This window comes from Martelella sp. K41-7 (assembly GCF_055808365.1).
Genome location: NZ_CM147867.1, coordinates 2,526,662 through 2,544,920, shown reverse-complemented (window position 1 = coordinate 2,544,920; position 18,259 = coordinate 2,526,662). Strand labels below are relative to the sequence as shown.

The 18,259-nt window shown below is 57.5% G+C and carries 17 protein-coding genes and 2 pseudogenes; 11 read left to right on the top strand and 8 right to left on the bottom strand.

Going from position 1 to position 18,259, the window contains the following annotated elements:
* Positions 1-99 precede the first annotated feature (99 nt).
* Positions 100-780 carry a tetratricopeptide repeat protein gene (locus tag AC0L7L_RS12085; protein WP_272212176.1) on the top strand — a complete coding sequence of 227 codons (681 nt, stop codon included), beginning with the start codon at positions 100-102 and terminating at the stop codon, positions 778-780.
* Positions 781-798: 18 nt separating this feature from the next.
* Positions 799-2,226 (top strand): ribosome biogenesis GTPase Der, encoded by a 1,428-nt coding sequence (der, locus tag AC0L7L_RS12080; RefSeq protein ID WP_473509215.1) that lies wholly within the window; start codon positions 799-801, stop codon positions 2,224-2,226.
* Here the strand turns inward: der and AC0L7L_RS12075 are convergent, their stop codons facing one another.
* Positions 2,227-3,261: a glycosyltransferase family 4 protein gene (locus tag AC0L7L_RS12075; protein ID WP_473509213.1), complete on the bottom strand. Its 1,035-nt coding sequence runs from the start codon at positions 3,259-3,261 to the stop codon at positions 2,227-2,229.
* A gap of 188 nt (positions 3,262-3,449) precedes the next feature.
* Here AC0L7L_RS12075 and bglA point away from each other — a divergent pair, with 188 nt between their 5' ends.
* Positions 3,450-5,108 carry a beta-galactosidase BglA gene (gene bglA / locus AC0L7L_RS12070; protein WP_272212171.1) on the top strand — a complete coding sequence of 553 codons (1,659 nt, stop codon included), beginning with the start codon at positions 3,450-3,452 and terminating at the stop codon, positions 5,106-5,108.
* Positions 5,109-5,265: 157 nt separating this feature from the next.
* Positions 5,266-6,294 (top strand): annotated as a pseudogene (locus tag AC0L7L_RS12065) (IS3 family transposase).
* A 100-nt stretch (positions 6,295-6,394) separates the two neighbouring features.
* On the opposite strand, the gene AC0L7L_RS12060 reads toward AC0L7L_RS12065, so the two are convergent.
* On the bottom strand, positions 6,395-7,762 hold the full coding sequence (locus tag AC0L7L_RS12060; protein WP_473509211.1) for an aminotransferase: 1,368 nt from the start codon (positions 7,760-7,762) through the stop codon (positions 6,395-6,397).
* A 189-nt stretch (positions 7,763-7,951) separates the two neighbouring features.
* Between AC0L7L_RS12060 and AC0L7L_RS12055 the strand changes: the two are divergent.
* Together AC0L7L_RS12055 and AC0L7L_RS12050 are read left to right on the top strand one after the other, a co-directional pair.
* Positions 7,952-8,374: pseudogene (locus AC0L7L_RS12055) on the top strand (family 43 glycosylhydrolase); the annotation flags it as partial.
* A 36-nt stretch (positions 8,375-8,410) separates the two neighbouring features.
* On the top strand, positions 8,411-8,533 hold the full coding sequence (locus AC0L7L_RS12050; protein WP_473513906.1) for a beta-xylosidase family glycoside hydrolase: 123 nt from the start codon (positions 8,411-8,413) through the stop codon (positions 8,531-8,533).
* Positions 8,534-8,595: 62 nt separating this feature from the next.
* On the opposite strand, the gene AC0L7L_RS12045 is transcribed toward AC0L7L_RS12050, so the two are convergent.
* Complete coding sequence (locus AC0L7L_RS12045) at positions 8,596-8,910, bottom strand: hypothetical protein (RefSeq protein WP_473509209.1); 315 nt, start codon at positions 8,908-8,910, stop codon at positions 8,596-8,598.
* 599 nt (positions 8,911-9,509) lie between these two features.
* On the opposite strand from AC0L7L_RS12045, the gene AC0L7L_RS12040 reads away from it, so the two are divergent.
* Entirely contained in the window at positions 9,510-10,856 is a 1,347-nt protein-coding gene (locus AC0L7L_RS12040) for a cation:proton antiporter domain-containing protein (protein WP_473509207.1), read from the top strand.
* A gap of 235 nt (positions 10,857-11,091) precedes the next feature.
* On the opposite strand, the gene AC0L7L_RS12035 is transcribed toward AC0L7L_RS12040, so the two are convergent.
* The gene (locus AC0L7L_RS12035; protein WP_272212165.1) at positions 11,092-11,262 is read right to left on the bottom strand and encodes a hypothetical protein; all 171 of its coding nucleotides are present in this window, start codon (positions 11,260-11,262) and stop codon (positions 11,092-11,094) included.
* Between the two features lie 103 nt (positions 11,263-11,365).
* On the opposite strand from AC0L7L_RS12035, the gene AC0L7L_RS12030 reads away from it, so the two are divergent.
* Positions 11,366-12,340, top strand: coding sequence for an MFS transporter (locus AC0L7L_RS12030; protein ID WP_473509205.1), 975 nt, complete (start codon positions 11,366-11,368; stop codon positions 12,338-12,340).
* A 57-nt stretch (positions 12,341-12,397) separates the two neighbouring features.
* On the opposite strand, the gene rpmG is transcribed toward AC0L7L_RS12030, so the two are convergent.
* A complete protein-coding gene (gene rpmG / locus AC0L7L_RS12025) occupies positions 12,398-12,565 on the bottom strand; it encodes a 50S ribosomal protein L33 (protein WP_045684232.1) in 168 nt (55 codons plus the stop codon).
* Between the two features lie 301 nt (positions 12,566-12,866).
* Here rpmG and AC0L7L_RS12020 point away from each other — a divergent pair, with 301 nt between their 5' ends.
* The 3 genes from AC0L7L_RS12020 (at position 12,867) to AC0L7L_RS12010 (ending at position 15,055) form a co-directional block, all read left to right on the top strand.
* Positions 12,867-13,541: a spermidine synthase gene (locus AC0L7L_RS12020; RefSeq protein WP_272212164.1), complete on the top strand. Its 675-nt coding sequence runs from the start codon at positions 12,867-12,869 to the stop codon at positions 13,539-13,541.
* Positions 13,542-13,669: 128 nt separating this feature from the next.
* Positions 13,670-14,578 carry a GGDEF domain-containing protein gene (locus AC0L7L_RS12015; RefSeq protein WP_473509202.1) on the top strand — a complete coding sequence of 303 codons (909 nt, stop codon included), beginning with the start codon at positions 13,670-13,672 and terminating at the stop codon, positions 14,576-14,578.
* A 153-nt stretch (positions 14,579-14,731) separates the two neighbouring features.
* Complete coding sequence (locus AC0L7L_RS12010) at positions 14,732-15,055, top strand: DMT family transporter (protein WP_272212161.1); 324 nt, start codon at positions 14,732-14,734, stop codon at positions 15,053-15,055.
* Between the two features lie 27 nt (positions 15,056-15,082).
* Here AC0L7L_RS12010 and AC0L7L_RS12005 read toward each other — a convergent pair whose 3' ends face one another.
* The 3 genes from AC0L7L_RS12005 to AC0L7L_RS11995 all read right to left on the bottom strand — a co-directional run bounded on the left by AC0L7L_RS12005 (position 15,083) and on the right by AC0L7L_RS11995 (position 18,167).
* Positions 15,083-16,633 carry an alpha/beta hydrolase gene (locus AC0L7L_RS12005; protein ID WP_473509200.1) on the bottom strand — a complete coding sequence of 517 codons (1,551 nt, stop codon included), beginning with the start codon at positions 16,631-16,633 and terminating at the stop codon, positions 15,083-15,085.
* 125 nt (positions 16,634-16,758) lie between these two features.
* On the bottom strand, positions 16,759-17,205 hold the full coding sequence (locus tag AC0L7L_RS12000; protein ID WP_272212159.1) for a DUF983 domain-containing protein: 447 nt from the start codon (positions 17,203-17,205) through the stop codon (positions 16,759-16,761).
* A 92-nt stretch (positions 17,206-17,297) separates the two neighbouring features.
* Positions 17,298-18,167 carry a hypothetical protein gene (locus tag AC0L7L_RS11995; protein ID WP_272212158.1) on the bottom strand — a complete coding sequence of 290 codons (870 nt, stop codon included), beginning with the start codon at positions 18,165-18,167 and terminating at the stop codon, positions 17,298-17,300.
* Between the last annotated feature and the right edge of the window lie 92 nt (positions 18,168-18,259).

The window sequence follows — 18,259 nt, the reverse complement described above, 5'->3', positions numbered from 1 at the left end:
ATATCGCCACGCGAAAGCGGCTTTTTCCTTACAACGGGGACAAAAAACAGCTAGAAGGCCCGGCACTGGATCAAAGAAAAATCGTGCCGGAGTGACGGAATGGCTAATCAGGACGACAGTTTTATCCGCGAGGTCAATGAAGAACTGCGTTCCGACAGGATGAAGGACGCATGGCGGCGTTTCGGGCGCTATCTGATTGCCCTTGCCGTTTTGCTGGTTGTCGGAACCGCAGGCTGGCGCGGCTATGAATACTGGCAGGCCCGCCAGGCGGCAGAGTCCGGCGATGTGTTCCTGACTGCGCTGAACCAGATCGAGGCCGGCAATCTCGATGCTGCCGAGCAGACGCTGGCCCGGCTTGAAACTGAGGGATATGGCGCCTACCCGGTTCTGGCGGAACTGCGTTCGGCGACCCTGTTGTCAGAAGCCGGTGATACGGCGGCGGCTGTTTCGGCGTTCTCCTCCATCGGCAAGGACCGCAGCGTGCCGGAAGCTATCCGCGATGCCGCCAAGCTGCGCGCCGGCTGGCTTTTGGTCGATACCGGGACCTATGAGCAGGTTTCGGCGGAAGTTGAAGCGTTGGCCAATGATGGCAACCCGTTCCGCTTCTCCGCGCGTGAAATTCTCGGCCTTTCCGCTTATGGCCATCAGGATTATAGCCGCGCTCAGGAATGGTTTGAAGAAATTTCGAACGATCCGGAAGCACCGCGCAATGTACTGAATCGGGCGCAGATCCTGCTCGAGGTCATGACCGCCAATGGCGAAATCCAGGATGCCGGTTAAACCGGCAGCGAGGAAACAATGAGCTTCAAGGTCGCAATTGTCGGAAGGCCGAATGTTGGTAAATCCACGCTGTTCAACCGTCTGGTCGGGCAGAAGCTGGCGCTTGTCGATGATACGCCCGGTGTTACCCGCGACCGCCGGCCGGGCGAAGCACGTCTCTATGACCTGCGCTTCACCATCATCGATACCGCCGGCCTTGAAGAGGCTGCTGCCGACACACTGCCGGGCCGCATGCGCGCGCAGACGGAAGCCGCGATTGACGAGGCTGACCTTTCGCTGTTTCTGGTTGATGCGAAAGCCGGGCTGACACCTGCCGATGAAACACTTTCACAGATGCTGCGCCGCAGGGGCAAGCCCGTTGTGCTGGTGGCCAACAAGGCGGAAGCCCGCGGCTCCGATGGCGGATTTTACGATGCCTTCACACTCGGGCTCGGTGAACCGTGCCCGATTTCCGCTGAACACGGTCAGGGCATGACTGACCTGCGCGATGCGATCATCGAAGCGATCGGCGCAGAACGCGCGTTCGGCAAGGATGAAGAGGGCATCGAGGCTGAAACCGATGTGATGCTGACGCGCGAGGAAGCGGAAAACCCGGAAGAGGTCGCGCCTTACGATGACAGCAAGCCGCTGCGGGTTGCTATTGTCGGCCGCCCCAATGCCGGCAAGTCGACGCTGATCAACCGCTATCTCGGCGAAGAACGGCTGCTGACCGGCCCGGAAGCTGGGATCACCCGCGATTCCATTTCGGTGGAATGGGAATGGCGTGGACGTCCGATCAAGCTTTTTGATACCGCCGGTATGCGCCGCAAGGCAAGAGTTGTGGAGAAGCTCGAAAAGCTCTCCGTTTCTGATGCACTGCGCGCCATCCGCTTTGCCGAATGCGTGGTCATCGTATTCGATGCCGCCATTCCGTTTGAAAAGCAGGATCTGCAGATCGTCGATCTCGTCATCCGCGAGGGCCGGGCGGCGGTGATCGCCTTCAACAAATGGGACATGATCGAGGACCGCCAAGAGGTTCTTGCGGAGCTTCGCGAAAAGACTGACCGGCTTTTGCCGCAGGCGCGCGGAATTCGCGCCGTGCCGATTTCAGGCGAGCGGGGCACCGGTCTCGACAAGCTGATGCAGGCGGTTGCCGATACCGACAAGGTGTGGAACAGCCGTATCTCGACGGCACGGCTCAATCGCTGGCTTGACGCGCAAACCGTCAGCCACCCGCCGCCCGCCGTTTCCGGCCGTCGCCTCAGAATGAAATACATGACGCAGGTGAAGACCCGTCCGCCGGGCTTCATGATCTCCTGCACGCGGCCCGATGCTGTTCCGGAAAGCTATATCCGCTACCTGACCAACGGTCTGCGTAATGATTTCGAAATGCCGGGCGTGCCGATCCGTATCCATTTCCGCGCCGGCGACAATCCGTTCGAGCACAAGCGCAAGAAGAAGCGCTGATCAGCTTTCGTGCGCGGTGATCATATTGTCGTAGAACTGCCTTGCCGCTGCTTCCCAGGTGTAACCGAGTGCCACTTCTCGGGCCTTTTCCGGTGAGCAATCAAGCGCCTTCAGGCACGCGGCCTTGAGGTTTTCGTCCAGTGCACCGGCGCTCTCATGGCCCTCAAGGATGTCACGCGGGCCGGTCACCGGAAAAGCGGCTACGGGCACACCGCTCGACAGCGCCTCGATGATGGTGTTGCCGAAGGTGTCTGTCTTTGATGTGAACACGAACACATCGGCTTCCCCATAGGCTCTGGCAAGGTCTTCGTCCTGCAGCATGCCGGTGAAGTGCACCTTGGGAAACTTTTCCTCCAGCGCCTTGCGTGCCGGTCCGTCACCAACCACGACAATGCTGCCGGGAAGGTCGAGTTCGAGCAGGGCGGGAAGGTTTTTTTCCACCGCAACGCGGGCGACCGTGATGAATATCGGCCTTTCGAGTTTGCCAAATGCTGACTCTGACTTCACGCGGGGATGAAACAGGGTGTTGTCGATCCCCCGGCTCCAGCGCATCAGATTGTGAATGCCGCGTTGTTCGAGTTCGCGCGCAAGGCTGTCGGTCGCCACCATGCAGCCATTGCCGGAATTGTGGAACCGGCGGACGACGCCATAGAGCATATCCTTGGGGATCGGCAGGCGTGCGGCGACATATTCGGGAAAGCGGGTGTGATAGCTGGTGGTGAAACGGATGCCGTGCTTCAGGCAATAGCGCCGCGCCTTGAACCCGAGCGGTCCCTCGGTGGCGATATGAACGTAATCCGGAGCGCTTTCCGCGATTTTTCCGGCAACCTGGCCATAGGTGGCAAGCGCCACGCGGATCTCCGGATAGGTCGGCATCGGTATGCTGCGGAAGAGGTCAGGCGTGATCATGGTGACCGCAACGCCCATCTTTTCCAGTTCGTGATTGGTATTTTCAATCGAGCGGACGACGCCGTTGACCTGCGGATGCCAGGCATCGGAAACCAGGGTCAGTCTTTCTTTGGCTTTTTCGCTCACTTGCGTGTTCCAGTTGCTTGGAAAGACGGTGCAGGCCGTTCAGCTCTGTTATCCAAGCGATGTTACAGGCTTATTACACTGCAATCTCAGCAAAATCGCCACTCCGCGGATATTGGCCTTGTGCGCATTTACCTCGCGCTGTCACGGCGATAGGCTGATGGTCAGTGATTTGGAACAGGGACTTTTCCATGACCGGCAAGAAAACCGAAACGGCCGACTGGTGGCGCGGTGGCGTCATTTACCAGATCTACCCGCGTTCATTTCAGGATACCACCGGCGACGGGATCGGCGACCTTCCCGGGATCACGCGGCGGCTTGCCTATGTTGCGGAGCTTGGCGTCGATGCGGTCTGGCTCTCGCCGTTCTTCACATCGCCGATGGCCGACATGGGCTACGACGTTTCGGATTATCTCGATGTCGATCCGATGTTCGGCACGCTCGACGATTTCAGGGCGCTGGTCGACGAGGCCCACAGGCTGGGGCTGAAGGTCATTATCGATCAGGTGCTATCCCACACTTCCGACCAGCACGACTGGTTCAAGGAAAGCCGCAAGAGTCGGGACAATGACAAGGCCGACTGGTTCGTCTGGGCCGATGCAAAACCCGATGGTACGGCGCCCAATAACTGGATGTCGATCTTCGGCGGGCCGGGCTGGGAATGGGATGGCACCCGCAAGCAGTATTACATGCACAACTTTCTTGCGAGCCAGCCGGACCTCAACTTCCATTGCGAGGCTGTTCAGGACGCGCTGCTGGAGACCGTGCGCTTCTGGCTGGAGCTGGGTGTCGATGGTTTCCGTCTGGACACGGTGAACTACTATTTCTGCGACGATCAACTGCGCGACAATCCGCCAATGCTGGGTGATGAGGACGGTGCCGGTCTTGATGCGCCGGATGTAAACCCCTATGGCTTCCAGCGCCATATCTATGACAAGACGCGGCCTGAAAATATCGGCTTTCTGCAGCGTTTCAGAGCTCTGCTCGATGAATATGATCAGCGCACATCCGTAGGCGAGGTCGGTGACGGCGCGCGCTCGCTGAAGACCGTTGCCGCCTATACGTCCGGCAATGACAAGCTGCACATGTGCTACACCTTCGATTTTCTGGGGCCGGATTTCACACCGGTGCATATCCGAACATGCGTGGAGAATTTCTTCGCGACGGTGAAGGACGGCTGGGTGTGCTGGGCTTTCTCGAACCATGATGTCGATCGCCACGTCTCGCGCTTTGCGAAAACCGAAGCCGAGCGAGGTCCGGTGGCGCGGCTTGCGATCTCCGTACTTGCGACACTGCGCGGATCCATCTGCCTTTATCAGGGCGAGGAACTGGGGCTTCCGCAGGCCGACATCGCATTTGAGGACCTGCAGGACCCCTATGGCATTCGCTTCTGGCCCTCTTTCAAGGGCCGGGATGGCTGCCGTACGCCGATGCCTTGGAGCAATGTTGCCCCGCATGCCGGCTTCACTACGGCCGACAAGCCCTGGCTGCCTGTGCCGGCGGAGCATATGCCGCTGTCAGTGTTCGAGCAGGCGCCCGAACCGGATACGGTCTACAACCACTACCGCGCCGTGCTGTCGTTCCGGGCCGAGTACGACGTGCTGTTCGATGGCGATATCAGCTTTATGGACACCGGCAATGATGGTGTGCTGATGTTCACGCGTGAGAAGGACGGAATGACGCTGCTTTTCGTCTATAATTTCGCCGATACGCCGCAATCCGTGCCGTTGCAGATTGCGCTCGAACATGTCGAGACACTCGATCTGCCGGGCATGACCGGCGTGCTCAACGAGGCCCATGTCGATCTCGGCGCGTTTGATGGTTTCTGCGCCTCTCTCCGGACGCGCTGAGGCCTTTGCCGACTGGCACCGAAGACGAACATCTCCAGCCGGTCGCCGGGCGACCGGCCTCTTCAATCGTAAGCGTTGCTCTGCCCCCTGAAAACCGGATCCTCTTCTGCTGGAGTTTTCCGCGGTATTTTCCCGGCTGGGAGAAGGAGTGGAAGAGATGAAGGCATCGAAGTTTTCGGACGCCCAGAAGGCGTTTATTCTCAAGCAGGGCGATGATGGTGTGCCTGTGGCTGAGATCTGCCGCAAGGCCGGGATCAGCCAGGCGGCCTATTTCAACTGGAAGAAAAAATACGCGGGCCTGCTGCCTGGCGAGATGCTTCGAGGCATGTCATCCGCCAAAAGCTCTAGTGCCTGCCCGCACGCGCAAGCTTGTGGATGGGATGCTGGTGGACTGGGGCGTGTCGATCAGACGAGCCTCTCAAGGTTCTGACGTTCGACACCTCGACCTACCACTGCAAATCCCGCCACATCGGTCAGGCCGCTCTTGAAAGGGGGATCAAGGAGATATGCGAGACACGCGTGCGGTTTGGCTATCGGCGTGTTCACGTGCTCCTTCGACGAGAAGGCTGGACGGTCAACATCAAGAAGATCTGCAGGATTTACAAGCTGTTAGGGCTGCAACTCAGAAACAAGCACCCGAAACGCCGGGTGAAGGCAAAGCTGCGCGACGACCGTCAGGAGGCCACAGGACCGAACGATATCTGGGCTATGGATTTTGTTCATGATCAGCTCGCGGCAGGCAAGAAGCTGCGGATCCTGACCATTGTGGATATCCATTCCCGCTTCAGCCCGGCGACCGATCCGCGCTTTACCTATCGCGGTGAGGATGTGGTGCAAACGCTGGAACGGATCTGCAGGAAAGGCGGCTATCCGAAGACCATACGGGTGGATAATGGCAGCGAATTTATCTCCCGTGACCTCGATCTGTGGGCCTATGTGAACATAGGTCACACTGGACTTCTCGCGGCCTGGCAAGCCGACCGACAATGGCTTCATCGAAGCTTTTAACAGCAAGCTGCGTGCGGAATGCCTGAACGCAAACTGGTTCATGACCCTTGCGGATGCGCGCGAAAAGTTGGAGGATTGGCGTAGACACTTGTATGAGGACCGTCCTCATTCGGCGATCGGATACAACGTCCCGATCGCATTGCATAATCCCGGTGGCGCTGCCAGCCTGCCATCGTGATCATAGCCGGAAAATCTAACATCCGGCGGTCCAAGCAATGGGCGCAGTGCACATCTGGACGAGGTCGCTGAAACGGGACTCAAATGTCAAATTCATTCCACTAGCCGATCTCGGCAAAGACTTCGGCAATCGTCTCTTCCAGCAGGCCGAACATCGTATCGATTTCGGCCTTGGTGATGATGAAGGGCGGGGCCAGCACGACGGAGGCGCCGAGCGGGCGGCAGATCAGGCCATTTTCCAGCGCCTTGTTGGCGATCCGTTCAGAGACCCGCAACTTGCCGTCAAACGCTGCCTTGGTTGTTTTGTCAGCAACCATTTCGACGGCGCCCATGAAACCGACGCCGCGCACCTCGCCCGCATGGGGATGATGACCCAATCGTGAAAGGCGCTCGATGAAATGCGGCGTCAGGGCGCGGACATTGTCGATCAGCCCTTCATTTTTGATCACGTCTAGGGCTTTCAGGGCAACCGCGCTGCCGAGCGGGCTGCCTGCTGCGGTAAAGCCGTGGGGGAACTCTTCCGCCGCTTCCGATGCCTCTGTCAGATCGTTGGCAAGCTTTTCACCGAGGATGACGGCGCCCATCGGGTAGTATCCGGCGGTGATACATTTCGAGGCGATGATGGCGTCCGGCTCCATGTCGTAATGGTCGCTGCCCCACATTTCGCCCAGACGACCGAAGCCGCAGATCACCTCGTCGGCAATCAGCGGAATGCCGTATTCCCGCAGGATCGGGCGGATCGCGTCGAAATAACCTTTCGAAGGCGGAATGACGCCGCCGGCGCCCTGAACCGGCTCGGCGAACATGCCGGCAATGGTCTCGGGGCCTTCGCGTTCGATCAAGTCCCTGAGATTGCGCGCCATGCGCTCGGTAAATGCCTCTTCGCTTTCGCCATCAAGGCCAAAGCGCCAGAAATGCGGGCAATCGGCATGCAAAAATCCCGGCAATGGCAGACCGAATTCGGCGTTGTATGGTTTTGCGGTCATCGAAGAAGTGGCCACGGTCACACCGTGATAGGCATTGATGCGGGTGATGATCTTGCGCCGCTCGGGCTCGCCTTTTCGGCGGTTGATCATCCACAGCATCTTCACCATGGTGTCGTTCGCTTCGGAGCCGGAATTTGTATAATAGACCTTGCCGCTGTCGAAGGGGGAAAGTGCGATCAGGCGCTCGGAGAGTTCGACCGTGACATCCGCAATCCGTCCGAAAAAGGAATGATAGCCCGGAAACCGCCGTGCCTGCGTGCAGAGCGCTTCGATGATGCCCTGATGATTGAAGCCGGCGACATTATTCCACAAACCGGAATTGGCATCGAGGTAACATTTACCGTGAACGTCGAAGACGTTGATGCCCTCGCCATGGGTGAGCACCACCGGCCCGTTTTCTTTCAGGGATGGAAAATCGGTAAAGCCGTGGAAGACACTGGCCATGTCCTTGTCTTCCCATGAATTCCCCGTCGTATTCGCCATGGACTGTCTCCCTGTTGTCTGCATGCACATGACCTTTCTCGTGATTGAATGGCGGCGTCAAGGCAGGTCGAGTCGCGCCGAAATGGCTTGACCGTGCAATGGGCAGGTTTTCTATTCTAGAGAACGGACATTCTTGAAGCAGGCGAGGCTGCGCGGACGGGCGAGGAGAACCCAACGGCCGCCAATGGCATTACCAATCCCATTTTACCGGGCTTCAACCCGGATCCTTCGATTTGCCGTGTGGGCGATGATTACTATATCGCGACCACCACCTTCGAGTGGTTTCCCGGCGTGCAGATCCATCATTCGCGCGATCTCGCCAACTGGCTGTTGCTCGCGCGGCCGCTGGAGCGCGCCGACCTTCTTGATATGCGCGGCAATCCTGACAGCGTTGGTGTCTGGGCACCGTGCCTGACCCATGCCGACGGTCTGTTCTGGCTGATCTATGCCGATGTGAAGCGGCTCTCCGGCAGTTTCAAGGATGCCCCGAACTATCTTGTCACCGCACCCTCGATCAAGGGGCCATGGTCAAAGCGGGTCTATCTCAACTCCAGCGAGTTCGATCCGTCCCTGTTTCATGCACCGGATGGGCGCAAATATCTTGTGAACATGTTGTGAGATCAGCGCCAGCAAGGGCATGGCGAGAAGATCGCGGGGATCGGAGAGGGCAACAATTTCACCGGCGCGTTTCTCGGCATGGGCGCCTACGACACCAGTGGTCGCAGGCACCACGCCGATTTCGCCTGGTTCGACTATGAAATGCGCAGTTGAGCAGCTCTGCCGCTGCCATCTGGTCCGGCGCAGCGGATTAACGACTGTGGCTTTCTTTACAGTCAGCGCCTGCGGTCGGAGGAGAACCACTTTCTGCTGTTGTAGAGTGGTTTGCCTGCCTTGTGTTTGCCGCGGAACATTCGCTTGCGGGGCACTGATGCCTCGCTGCTTGCGTGACCGGCGAAAAACCCGAGCCCGAAGGCCACAAGACCCACCAGGGCCAGCGCAGAGCCGCTGCCAGCGGGGTGGTCGCGCGCGGTTCTGCCGAGTGCATCAACCTCGCTGCGGACCATCGAACTGGTACGTTCGAGGGGCGTCTTTTCAGTCAGACGAAAGCGGTCGAGCAAATCGCTCGGTGAAGTCTTGTGATCGAACATATTGATCTCCGTGCCAGTTGGTCTTCCGCCAGCCTCTGTTTTCAAGGCTACGGCTATACCCGCTCATGCGGGCATTCGGCATTGGAAAGAGCCGTAACGCCGCATTTGCGGGCATAGAACCATATCAACGCGAAACTATGGCATCCGGTTCCGGTTTCCCATCCGGATGCTTACTGACAGCGAAGGCGTCCCAGCGCCTCAGTCCGGTCTAGATGAAGAGCATCACTGCTACGAAAATGAATGCTGCACCAATCAGGACCGTATGCAGGGAACGTGATAAACTCATGTCGTCTCCTCCATTTATGGTTACGAATATATGACCTAATCCGCCTTTGGCAAAGTAAAATCGTTGCTGCGGTGCGCAACGCCATGTGGTTTGTCTGTTCCGCGAGCCTCCCGCAAGCCAAGACTGGCAGCGTTTTCGTGGCGATAAAATGTGTAAAATCAAGAGCTGGGATTTTTCTTGTGTTCAGGCATTCATGGGTATTCGCCGGACCTTGTCACGCGAATGCTTGAGCTTTTGGAGCAATGGTCTCTATTCTGTCGGTAAGGGGTTGGGATCAGGCCATCGCTTAGCCGCAGGAAAAGAAAGGAACGAAATGGAGCAGGTTGTACACGAGGCCGTCACACAGGGCGCTTCCCATGGCGGCAGTTTTGTCGCTGTCGCACTGGTCGTTGCAATTGCGGCGCTGGCCGGCCTCGGCTTTCTGTGGCTGCGGCAACCTCCGCTCGTCGGTTTCATTCTCGCGGGCATCCTGCTCGGCCCGACCGGCCTGGGGCTGATCGCCAACAATGAAAGTGTCGCCCTCCTCGGAGAGATGGGCGTGGTCGTGCTGTTGTTCTTCATCGGCATGGAGCTCTCGATCAAGGCCTTTGTCGTCTCGCTCAGGCAGGCGCTGCTGGTGGTTGCTGGCCAACTTGCAAGTGCGGCCCTGCTTGCGCTTGTCATCGGCTTGCTGCTGGAGGCCACGACCCGGGAGATCGTGATACTGAGCTTTGTGATCGCGATGTCGTCGACGGTGGTGGCGATGAAGATGCTGGACGAGATGGGATCTCTGCGTGGCGATGCCGGCCGGATTGCCGTTGGTGTGCTGATCGCGCAGGACATCGCGGTCGTTCCGATGCTGATCTTCGTCTCAAGCTTTGGCGGGCAGGGATTTGACGTGGTGTCGACCACCATTCGGGTTGTCGTGGCGGTCGGTATCATGGCGGGGCTACTTTGGTATTTCGGTCGTTTCGGCAAACTCAAGATCCCCTATGCGGAAAAGGTTGAAGACAAGGTTGAGCTTCTGGCGCTTGGGGCGCTGGCGCTGTGCTTTTCCGCCGCGGCGATCTCTGGCGTTGCCGGGCTTTCTCCGGCTTATGGTGCCTTTCTTGCGGGCATTTGCGTCGGCAATTCCACGCTGCGAAGCCGTGTCATTCCGGTCGTTGAACCGATCCAGAGCGTGTTGCTGGTGATTTTCTTCCTCTCCATCGGGCTCCTGATCGACCTCGGCTTCATCTGGAACAACCTCTTGACCGTGTTGCTCGCCGCAGTCGGCGTCGTCGCTGCCAAATCGGTGCTGAACGTGATGTTTCTGCGGTGGACCGGGTCATCCCCCCAGACGGCGCTGATCGCCGGACTTTCCATGGCCCAGGTCGGCGAATTCTCGTTTGTGCTGGCGGCAGCCGGCCTTGCCGCGGGCGCGCTCGGCGAAGACCTCTATCGCCTCGTGATCGCGATGACGGCGATCTCGCTGCTGGTTTCGCCGGTCTGGGTTTCGATCATGCGGCGCGTTGAGGCAACGTTCAGTGAGGGGCTGCAAAGCTATCGCAATGCGCTTGCCGTGGCCTATGCACAGGAACTGCACGGGGTTGATCGCGGCCGCGTCTTCTTAGGCCGGATGGCCGCAGGCGCGCGCGCGCGCAATCGCCATCGGCCACGCGCATCGCGAACGTCGCCGTAAAAAAGCGGAGCGCAAGGCAGAAAAGGGAAAGAAAAAGCAGGCTGCCGTACAGCTGAAAACCGAAGACAAGACCGCCAAAACGTCCAAGCCGGACGGCAGCACGTCTGCGTAAAGGCGGCTTTACCTCTGTCACAAGGCTCGCTAACGTTAAAGTGCTCAGCTCACCGCGCTTCACGCGGGGGCCCCGGTATGCCAGGCCGGGAGGGAGGTGCGTTCGCATGCCTCCGGTTCGGCCCTACATGACCGTACCTTCAGGATTTTCTTTATGAACGTCTTTGCATTTCTGCGCGAAAACGCCCGCTGGGTGGGCGGCGCATTTTTGATGAATTATTTCACCGCTTTCGGTCAGACCTACTTCATCTCGCTTTCCGCAGGCGATATCCGTTCCGAATATGGTCTGAGCCATGGCGATTTCGGCCTGATCTATATGGGGGCGACGCTTCTCAGTGCGGCAACGCTGACGCGAGATCGGCAGGATCGTCGATTATCGCAGCGTGGTGCAGGTGGTGATGATCACCATGCCACTGCTGGCGCTGGCGGCACTCATGATGGCGCTTTCGCAGTGGATTTTTCTACTGTTCATCTCGCTCTACATGCTGCGCCTGTTCGGACAGGGAATGATGAGCCACATCGCCGTGACCGCGATGGGCCGTTGGTTCAACGCCATGCGTGGGCGGGCGGTTTCGTTCTCCTCGCTTGGTCTGCAAACCGCTGAGGCAAGCTTCCCGCTGATTTTCGTTTTGGTATCGGGGCTTGTGGGCTGGCGCGGAAGCTGGATCGCGGCGGCGATCCTGACACTGGTTGTCGGCCTACCACTGGTCGTCGCGCTGATGCGGGTGGAACGGGAGCCGCAGTCGGCTGAACCCGGCCACAAGGTGCAGACGGCTCCTCGTGACTGGACGCGCGGCGAAGTGCTGCGCGATCCGCTGTTCTGGGCCATTCTGGCGGTGTTTCTGGCGCCACCCTTCATCGGCACCACGGTTTTCTTCCACCAGGTCTATATGGTGGAGTTGCGCGGCTGGACGCTGGAGATGTTTGCCGGCTCGTTCTTCCTGATGTCGATGGCGAGCCTTGCGGCCATGCTGGTCACCGGCGCGCTGGTCGACCGGTTTTCCTCCGTCGCCGTCATGCCCTTCATGCTGGTGCCGATCGCCGCTGGCTGCCTTGTCATCGGCTTTTCCGGCGCTTCATGGACGCCCTATGTGTTCATGCCGCTGATCGGTTGCTCCATGGGCGCATCCAGCACTTTGAACGGTGCGCTCTGGCCAGAGCTTTACGGTGCGCGCCATCTCGGCAGCATCCGCGCAGTGGTGATCGCCGCCGTGGTGTTTTCGACCGCCGTTGGCCCGGGGCTCACGGGCTACCTTATCGATGCCGGCGTTTACTACCCGGTGCAGATCGCGGTCATGGGCATTGTCAGCATCGCGCTTGCCACGCTGATGGTGAGCTTACGTCAGCGCTTGCTGAAGCGTGCGGGCGCATAACAAAAAAAGCCCGGCTCAACAGAACCGGGCTTCTAAGACGTCAGAATACCATAGATCTTACTTGATCTTGGCTTCCTTGAATTCAACGTGCTTGCGCGCGATTGGATCATATTTGGTCTTGACCATCTTGTCCGTCATCGTGCGGCTGTTTTTCTTGGTAACGTAGAAAAAGCCGGTGTCTGCCGTCGACAGCAGCTTGATCTTGATCGTTGTTGCTTTTGCCATGTTCTTCTGCCTTCAAGAGCAATCCGCTTCTCGTCCTTGAAAAGCGGAACCGGTACGCCCGGAATTTTACCTAAAAATCAACAAGCGTCCGAATCGGACGCTTGTTTGGGCTTGCCGGGCTTGTGATATCGCGCCACGGCAAAATCTGGCGGGACACTACGAATCTTCACGCAAAAGTCAAGGCTGGGAGTGCTCAAAACCGGTGGGGTGGCCCGATGAGCGAAACTTTTGTTGCCGCAGGGTCGTTTCTGTCCTTTAAGACCCGCGTTGCAACCATCGCAGACAAGAGAGGGAGACGGCGATGATTCCATGGGTCGAACTCGACGAGAGCCAAATTCCGGGCGAGGCGGGCACGCTCAGGCTGAAACAGCGCGGCACCGAATTTTCGATCATGCTCGGCGCCAACGAGTTGATGAACAGCCGTCTTTCCGGCTCGGAAGAGGCGTTGGCCGATCTTGCAGCGGAAATGATCTCCGGTCGCGCCGCGCCATGCGTGCTGATCGGTGGTCTTGGCATGGGGTTCACACTGCGCGCGGCGCTTGCCGTGTTGCCGGATGACGCCCGCATTGTCGTTGCCGAACTGGTTCCCGCCGTGGTCCGGTGGGCGCGCGGGCCGATGGCCGGGGTCTTCAACGGGTCCCTCGACGATCCCCGTGTGGAGATATTCGAGGGCGATGTGAGCCAGCTTATCGCCGCGCGCAAGCATGCCTTTGATGCGATCCTGCTCGATGTCGACAACGGCCCGGATGGGCTGACGCGGGCGGACAATGACCGGCTCTACAGCCTTGCCGGCCTTGCAGCCTCGAAACGGGCTTTGACGAAATCGGGCGTTCTTGCCGTCTGGTCTGCCCATTCCGACGACCGCTTTACTGCCCGCATGCGCAAGAGCGGTTTTGAAACGGAAGCGAAGACGGTGCGCGCCAACGCAAGGAAACGCGGGTTGAAACATGTGATCTGGCTCGGCGTTTCCCGATAGCAACGAAAACCGTTGGGCCGCGGCAAAAGCCCGGTCGCTGTTGACCCCCGCGGTAATCTTCAACATAAAAAGACCGAAGCGTGGCTCTCTCCGATTCTCGCGCGGTCTCTACGGGGTATTGCTTTTTCATGGAAGGCAAACTGAGACGCATTCTCCGATTTCTGGACGTCACGGATGTTTTCTTCGCTGTGTTCGATGAAGAAGACCGGCTGATCTTCGCCAACAGGCAATACCGGGAGTCGTTCTTTCTGGGCCCGGACGAATACCCGCTCTGGCCGGACATGATGCGCCGCAATTTTCATGCACGACGTGGAACCGTGATTTCAAATCCGGACTTTGAACTCTGGCTCAAGGGCACGCTCTCCCGGCGTGGCAAGGTGCCGTTTCGTGCTTTTGAAACCGATGTGCATGACGGCACCTGGTTGTGGATGACAGAGACGGTCGATGAGGACGGCTGGATGCTCTGCCTGGCAAGCGATATCACGCCATTGCGCGCGCAAGGCCGTACGCTCCGCCAGGAACGCGACATCGCGCTCAGATCCTCTCTGACCGACGAACTGACCGGCATTGCCAACCGCCGCTTCCTGATGGAGCGTCTGGGGGATGTGGTCGCCCGGCAGCCGGAGGCGGGCGATGGTCCGTTCGGCTGTTTTGCGATCTTCGACGTCGACAATTTCAAGCAGGTCAATGACATTTTCGGTCATGCTTTCGGTGATCGCCTGCTGATCGGCTTTGCCCAGAAGGTTTCGGCACTTGCAAGACGCATCGACTGTTTCGGCAGGCTTGGCGGCGAGGAGTTCGGACTTGTGATCCCGCGCATGACGCTGCTGGAGGCAGCCAGCGCCGTTGAGAGGATGTTGCAGGAGGTCGGCGCGCATAGACCTTTCGCCGACCATCCCGATTTTCGCTATTCGTTTTCAGCCGGTATTGCCCCGGTCCAGCGTGGCGAGGACCAGACGGAGCTCTATGCGCGTGCCGACGCGGCGCTCTACAAAGCCAAGCGCACCGGCAAGAACAAGGTCTGTCTTGCAGACTGAGGCCCGAGAAAGGCTCTGGCCCATATGGGCGTGCTCAACAGCGGTTGACCTTTTGATCAACAGAAACTAAATCACCCCGGCGCGGGACGGCCTGCGCCTGACGAAAACAATCCGGGACGGCCCGGCCACTCTTTTAGCAAGGAGGGCCGTGTCATGGCCTGGTTCTATCTCGCAATCGCCGGTATTCTTGAAGTCGTCTGGGCCTTTTCGATGAAAAAGTCCGCTGGCTTCACCGTGTTGACACCCACACTGATCACCATCATCGCTTCAACCGCAAGCTTCGTGCTGCTGTCCGTCGCGATGCGCACCCTGCCGCTTGGCACCGCCTACACGATCTGGACCGGCATCGGTGCGATCGGCGCGTTTGCCATCGGCATCGCGGTGCTCGGAGAAGCGGCGACGCCCGGAAGGCTGATCGCGGCTGCGTTGATCATCTCGGGGATCGTGCTGATGAAGTTGTCAGGCGGGGAGGGGTGAAACACAAAAAATGATCCGATGGAATATTTAATTCTTTATTTTCCAATAATCTCCCCAAATACTTAATACAGGTTCGATAGAAAAGCGATCGGTAGGATTCGTGTTTCTTTTTAGTAATTCAAATATGTCATTTAGAACTGACCTGTTTTCTCCGAGATAGCTGTGAGATGACTCTCCAATTTGCGAATCATTGACCAATACCGTATCGAGGCCGTCACTTACGAAGGTAGGAGGTGTGATTCCAATGCGAGGAAATTCGTGAAGCCAGCCTGAAACTTTAAGGGCATTGTCCTGATCTGATATATAGGATGTGGTCCTCGTACAGTATTTAAGTGTGCGTTTAATTTGGTACGGCATTGTGGCGGCGTCTATGTCGGCCGCAGCTAAAATAATTTGGTTAATCTTTTTAAGAGTATTCGTTCGCCCATTCGCCAAAATTTCCAAGGCGCCGATGAGACAGCGGCACCCCATGCTGTGTGCAATTATGTTTACGCGACCTTTTTCCGAATTCGACGTAAAGGTATAAATGTGTTCAGCAAGAAGGTATTTGCTCGCTTCGGAAGATGCCTCATCGGCACTGTAACTACCAATTCTACCTTTGGAGGGCCAGCTAAACAGACCGATTCCTTGACCTAAACCTAGGTCATGACCTAATTGAGCCGCTCTTTTCACTGATTCAGAAAATGAAACATTGTATCCATGAATGAATATAGTTGGATGTTCCTTGATTTTCATTTTTTCCGAAGAGTCTCGGATATGCCGCCAAAATAGATTATCGTTCAGGGAAATTAAGCTTTCCAAATATATGCGGTCATCTTTTCTACTTAAAAGCCTCTTCCAAAGCGGAGATCCCAGCGACCCAACTGTGTGTGAATCGGGGATAATTACCTCTGACAGTCCGTAGCTCAGCTTCTGATTGTTCTCGCCGCTGAAATCAATTAGCTCGCCGCGGCCATATATTGGCTTTCTATTTGTGGCATAAAATACATCATACTTTACTTTTTTTGTCCTTTTGTCGTCTCCTTCCTTCGATTCTTTTTTTAAATCAGACAAAGGGGCTGGCGACAATATTTTGCTGTCAAGATAAGATTTTTGGTTGCTGAATATTTTTTCAGGTTCTATTTCAAGTTCATTTTTTTGCTTTGCAGTGAGCCTACTATTAATTAATATAGAACCATCAAATTCTGAACCAAATAGTCTGACTTTTGCGAAATTGCAATTCTCAAATTTTGCCGAGTTGAAAAGGGATTTTTCTCCGTTCGCCGAAAAAAGGTTAGTGTCTTTGAAAATAGCCTTTTGAAAATTCGACATCGAAAGGTCTGAATGCGACAAGTCAGCATTCGTGAATTTCGCGCCAGAGAAATTCATATTTGATAAATTTGCGCCCGAAAGATTTGCCCCGGACAGATCAATCTTCTCGAAAAACCGTGAAGTCTTTGGAGCGTCGCGAAAATCTTTAGGAAGCAGATCAAAAAAGACGACCCCTGACAAGTCCGGCGAAAAAGCTATCCTTTTTCTTCGCCTATTCCAGCTTTTAACCCCTTCTTTTAGCCATTCTACATGCCATTCGTTGGGCATAGCTACCTTCAATGTAATACATTAGAATGTAGATATGTTTCATCATCGATGTCTGTGGAGTCAATCCCTTCTTTTTTGCGATCGATCCGCTATCAGAAGAAGAGAACAAAAAATGCTGTTAGCCTTCACCGCTCGGAATAATCCACGGCTTCTTCCCCTCCCTTGCCATCAAACCCATGCATCTTCAGCGCCCATTGCAGGCCGATGACGGCGCCTTTCATGGGTTGGATGAGGGCGAAGGCGGCAAGCGCTGTCAGCGGCACCCAGACGGCAAGGTGGACCCAGTCGGGCACGTCGAAAAGCTCCGCACCGGTCATATAGCCGCCGACCATGAAATGGCCGAGCACGAGGATGACGAGATAGGCGGGCAGGTCATCGGCGCGGTGGTGATGGATCTCCGTGCCGCAATGGCCGCATTCATCCACGGTCTTCAGATATTTGTAGAACAGCTTGCCCTTGCCGCAGGCGGGACAGCGGCCCTTGAGTCCCGTCAGCATGGCAGGCGCGAGCCGGCGTTCGTCGGTCGGCTTTTCGCCATAGCGTTGGTGGTTGTCGTCAGACTTTGCGGGCATGGTGTCCTCCGTGAGGCCCGATTTATCCCGAAAGTCTGATGAAACGCAATGGCTCAGGCACTCACGTGGAGCCAGAGCGGGGGCCTTGTTCGTCACCGCGCGGCGCAGACCGTGGCGCTGCCGTTGGTCCAGCAGCCGCCACTTGCCAGGCGGAAATCATCGCCCAGAGGAGCCTGGGCATGGGTCGCACCGGCTTCGGCATTCCAGTGGGCGCCTGCCGTTCCATCGCCGAACGGCGAGACTTCCGCAAAGAATTGGCCGAGATAGTTCTCGCGGTCGGTGTTGATCCAGAACGTGCCGGTGCCGTCATTGGCAAGCCAGATCGGGCAACCCGCGGCCATGTCCACATAGGTCTTGCCGGACACGATCAGCTTGCAGGCGCCGTAGATCACATTCGGCCCGGATGATAACTGCTGCGGCGCGGGTTCCGGCACGCTTGATGCGTTCTGGAAACAGGCGGAGGTCTCTTCTAAGGCCCGGTTGCTGCCGGTCAGCGCGAAGGCCGCTTCGGTCCATCCCGTTCCGGTGTCATAGCCGAAATGGATGGAGGAGGCGTTGGCGAAGAGATCGATCTCGCCCCACGGTTCGTCATTCGGCAAAAGCAGCGTGCGCCATTCGAAGCCGTTGGCGTCGGTCACCGGCTGCATCGCATAGGTCATGCGTGATGAACGGTCGCCGTCAAACCACATCTCGACATCGGTCGGAAAGGGCGAGGCGGCCGAGGCATAGCTTGAAAAGCCGATGCCGGTGGCTGCGCCATCATGGCGGAAATAAAGCCCCTCTTCAGAACCGGTGATGCGCATGGCCTCGCAGGCGGTGACTGCGCCATTGTCTTTCAGCTGCGTGATTTCCCAGCCATTGGCCCCGCCATAGGGCACGGCCTGCTGCGCCAGCGCCGTCGGAGCCACCCCAAGGGCGGCTGTTGCGAGCGCTGCCGCGCATGCCGAGCAGATCGATTTCATCCGGACGCTCCCCTGTTCGCTCAGGCGGACATCCCCCTCGGATCCGCGCTGGCGATGATAGCGTTATCCAAAGCTCTCGATCAGTCAAGACG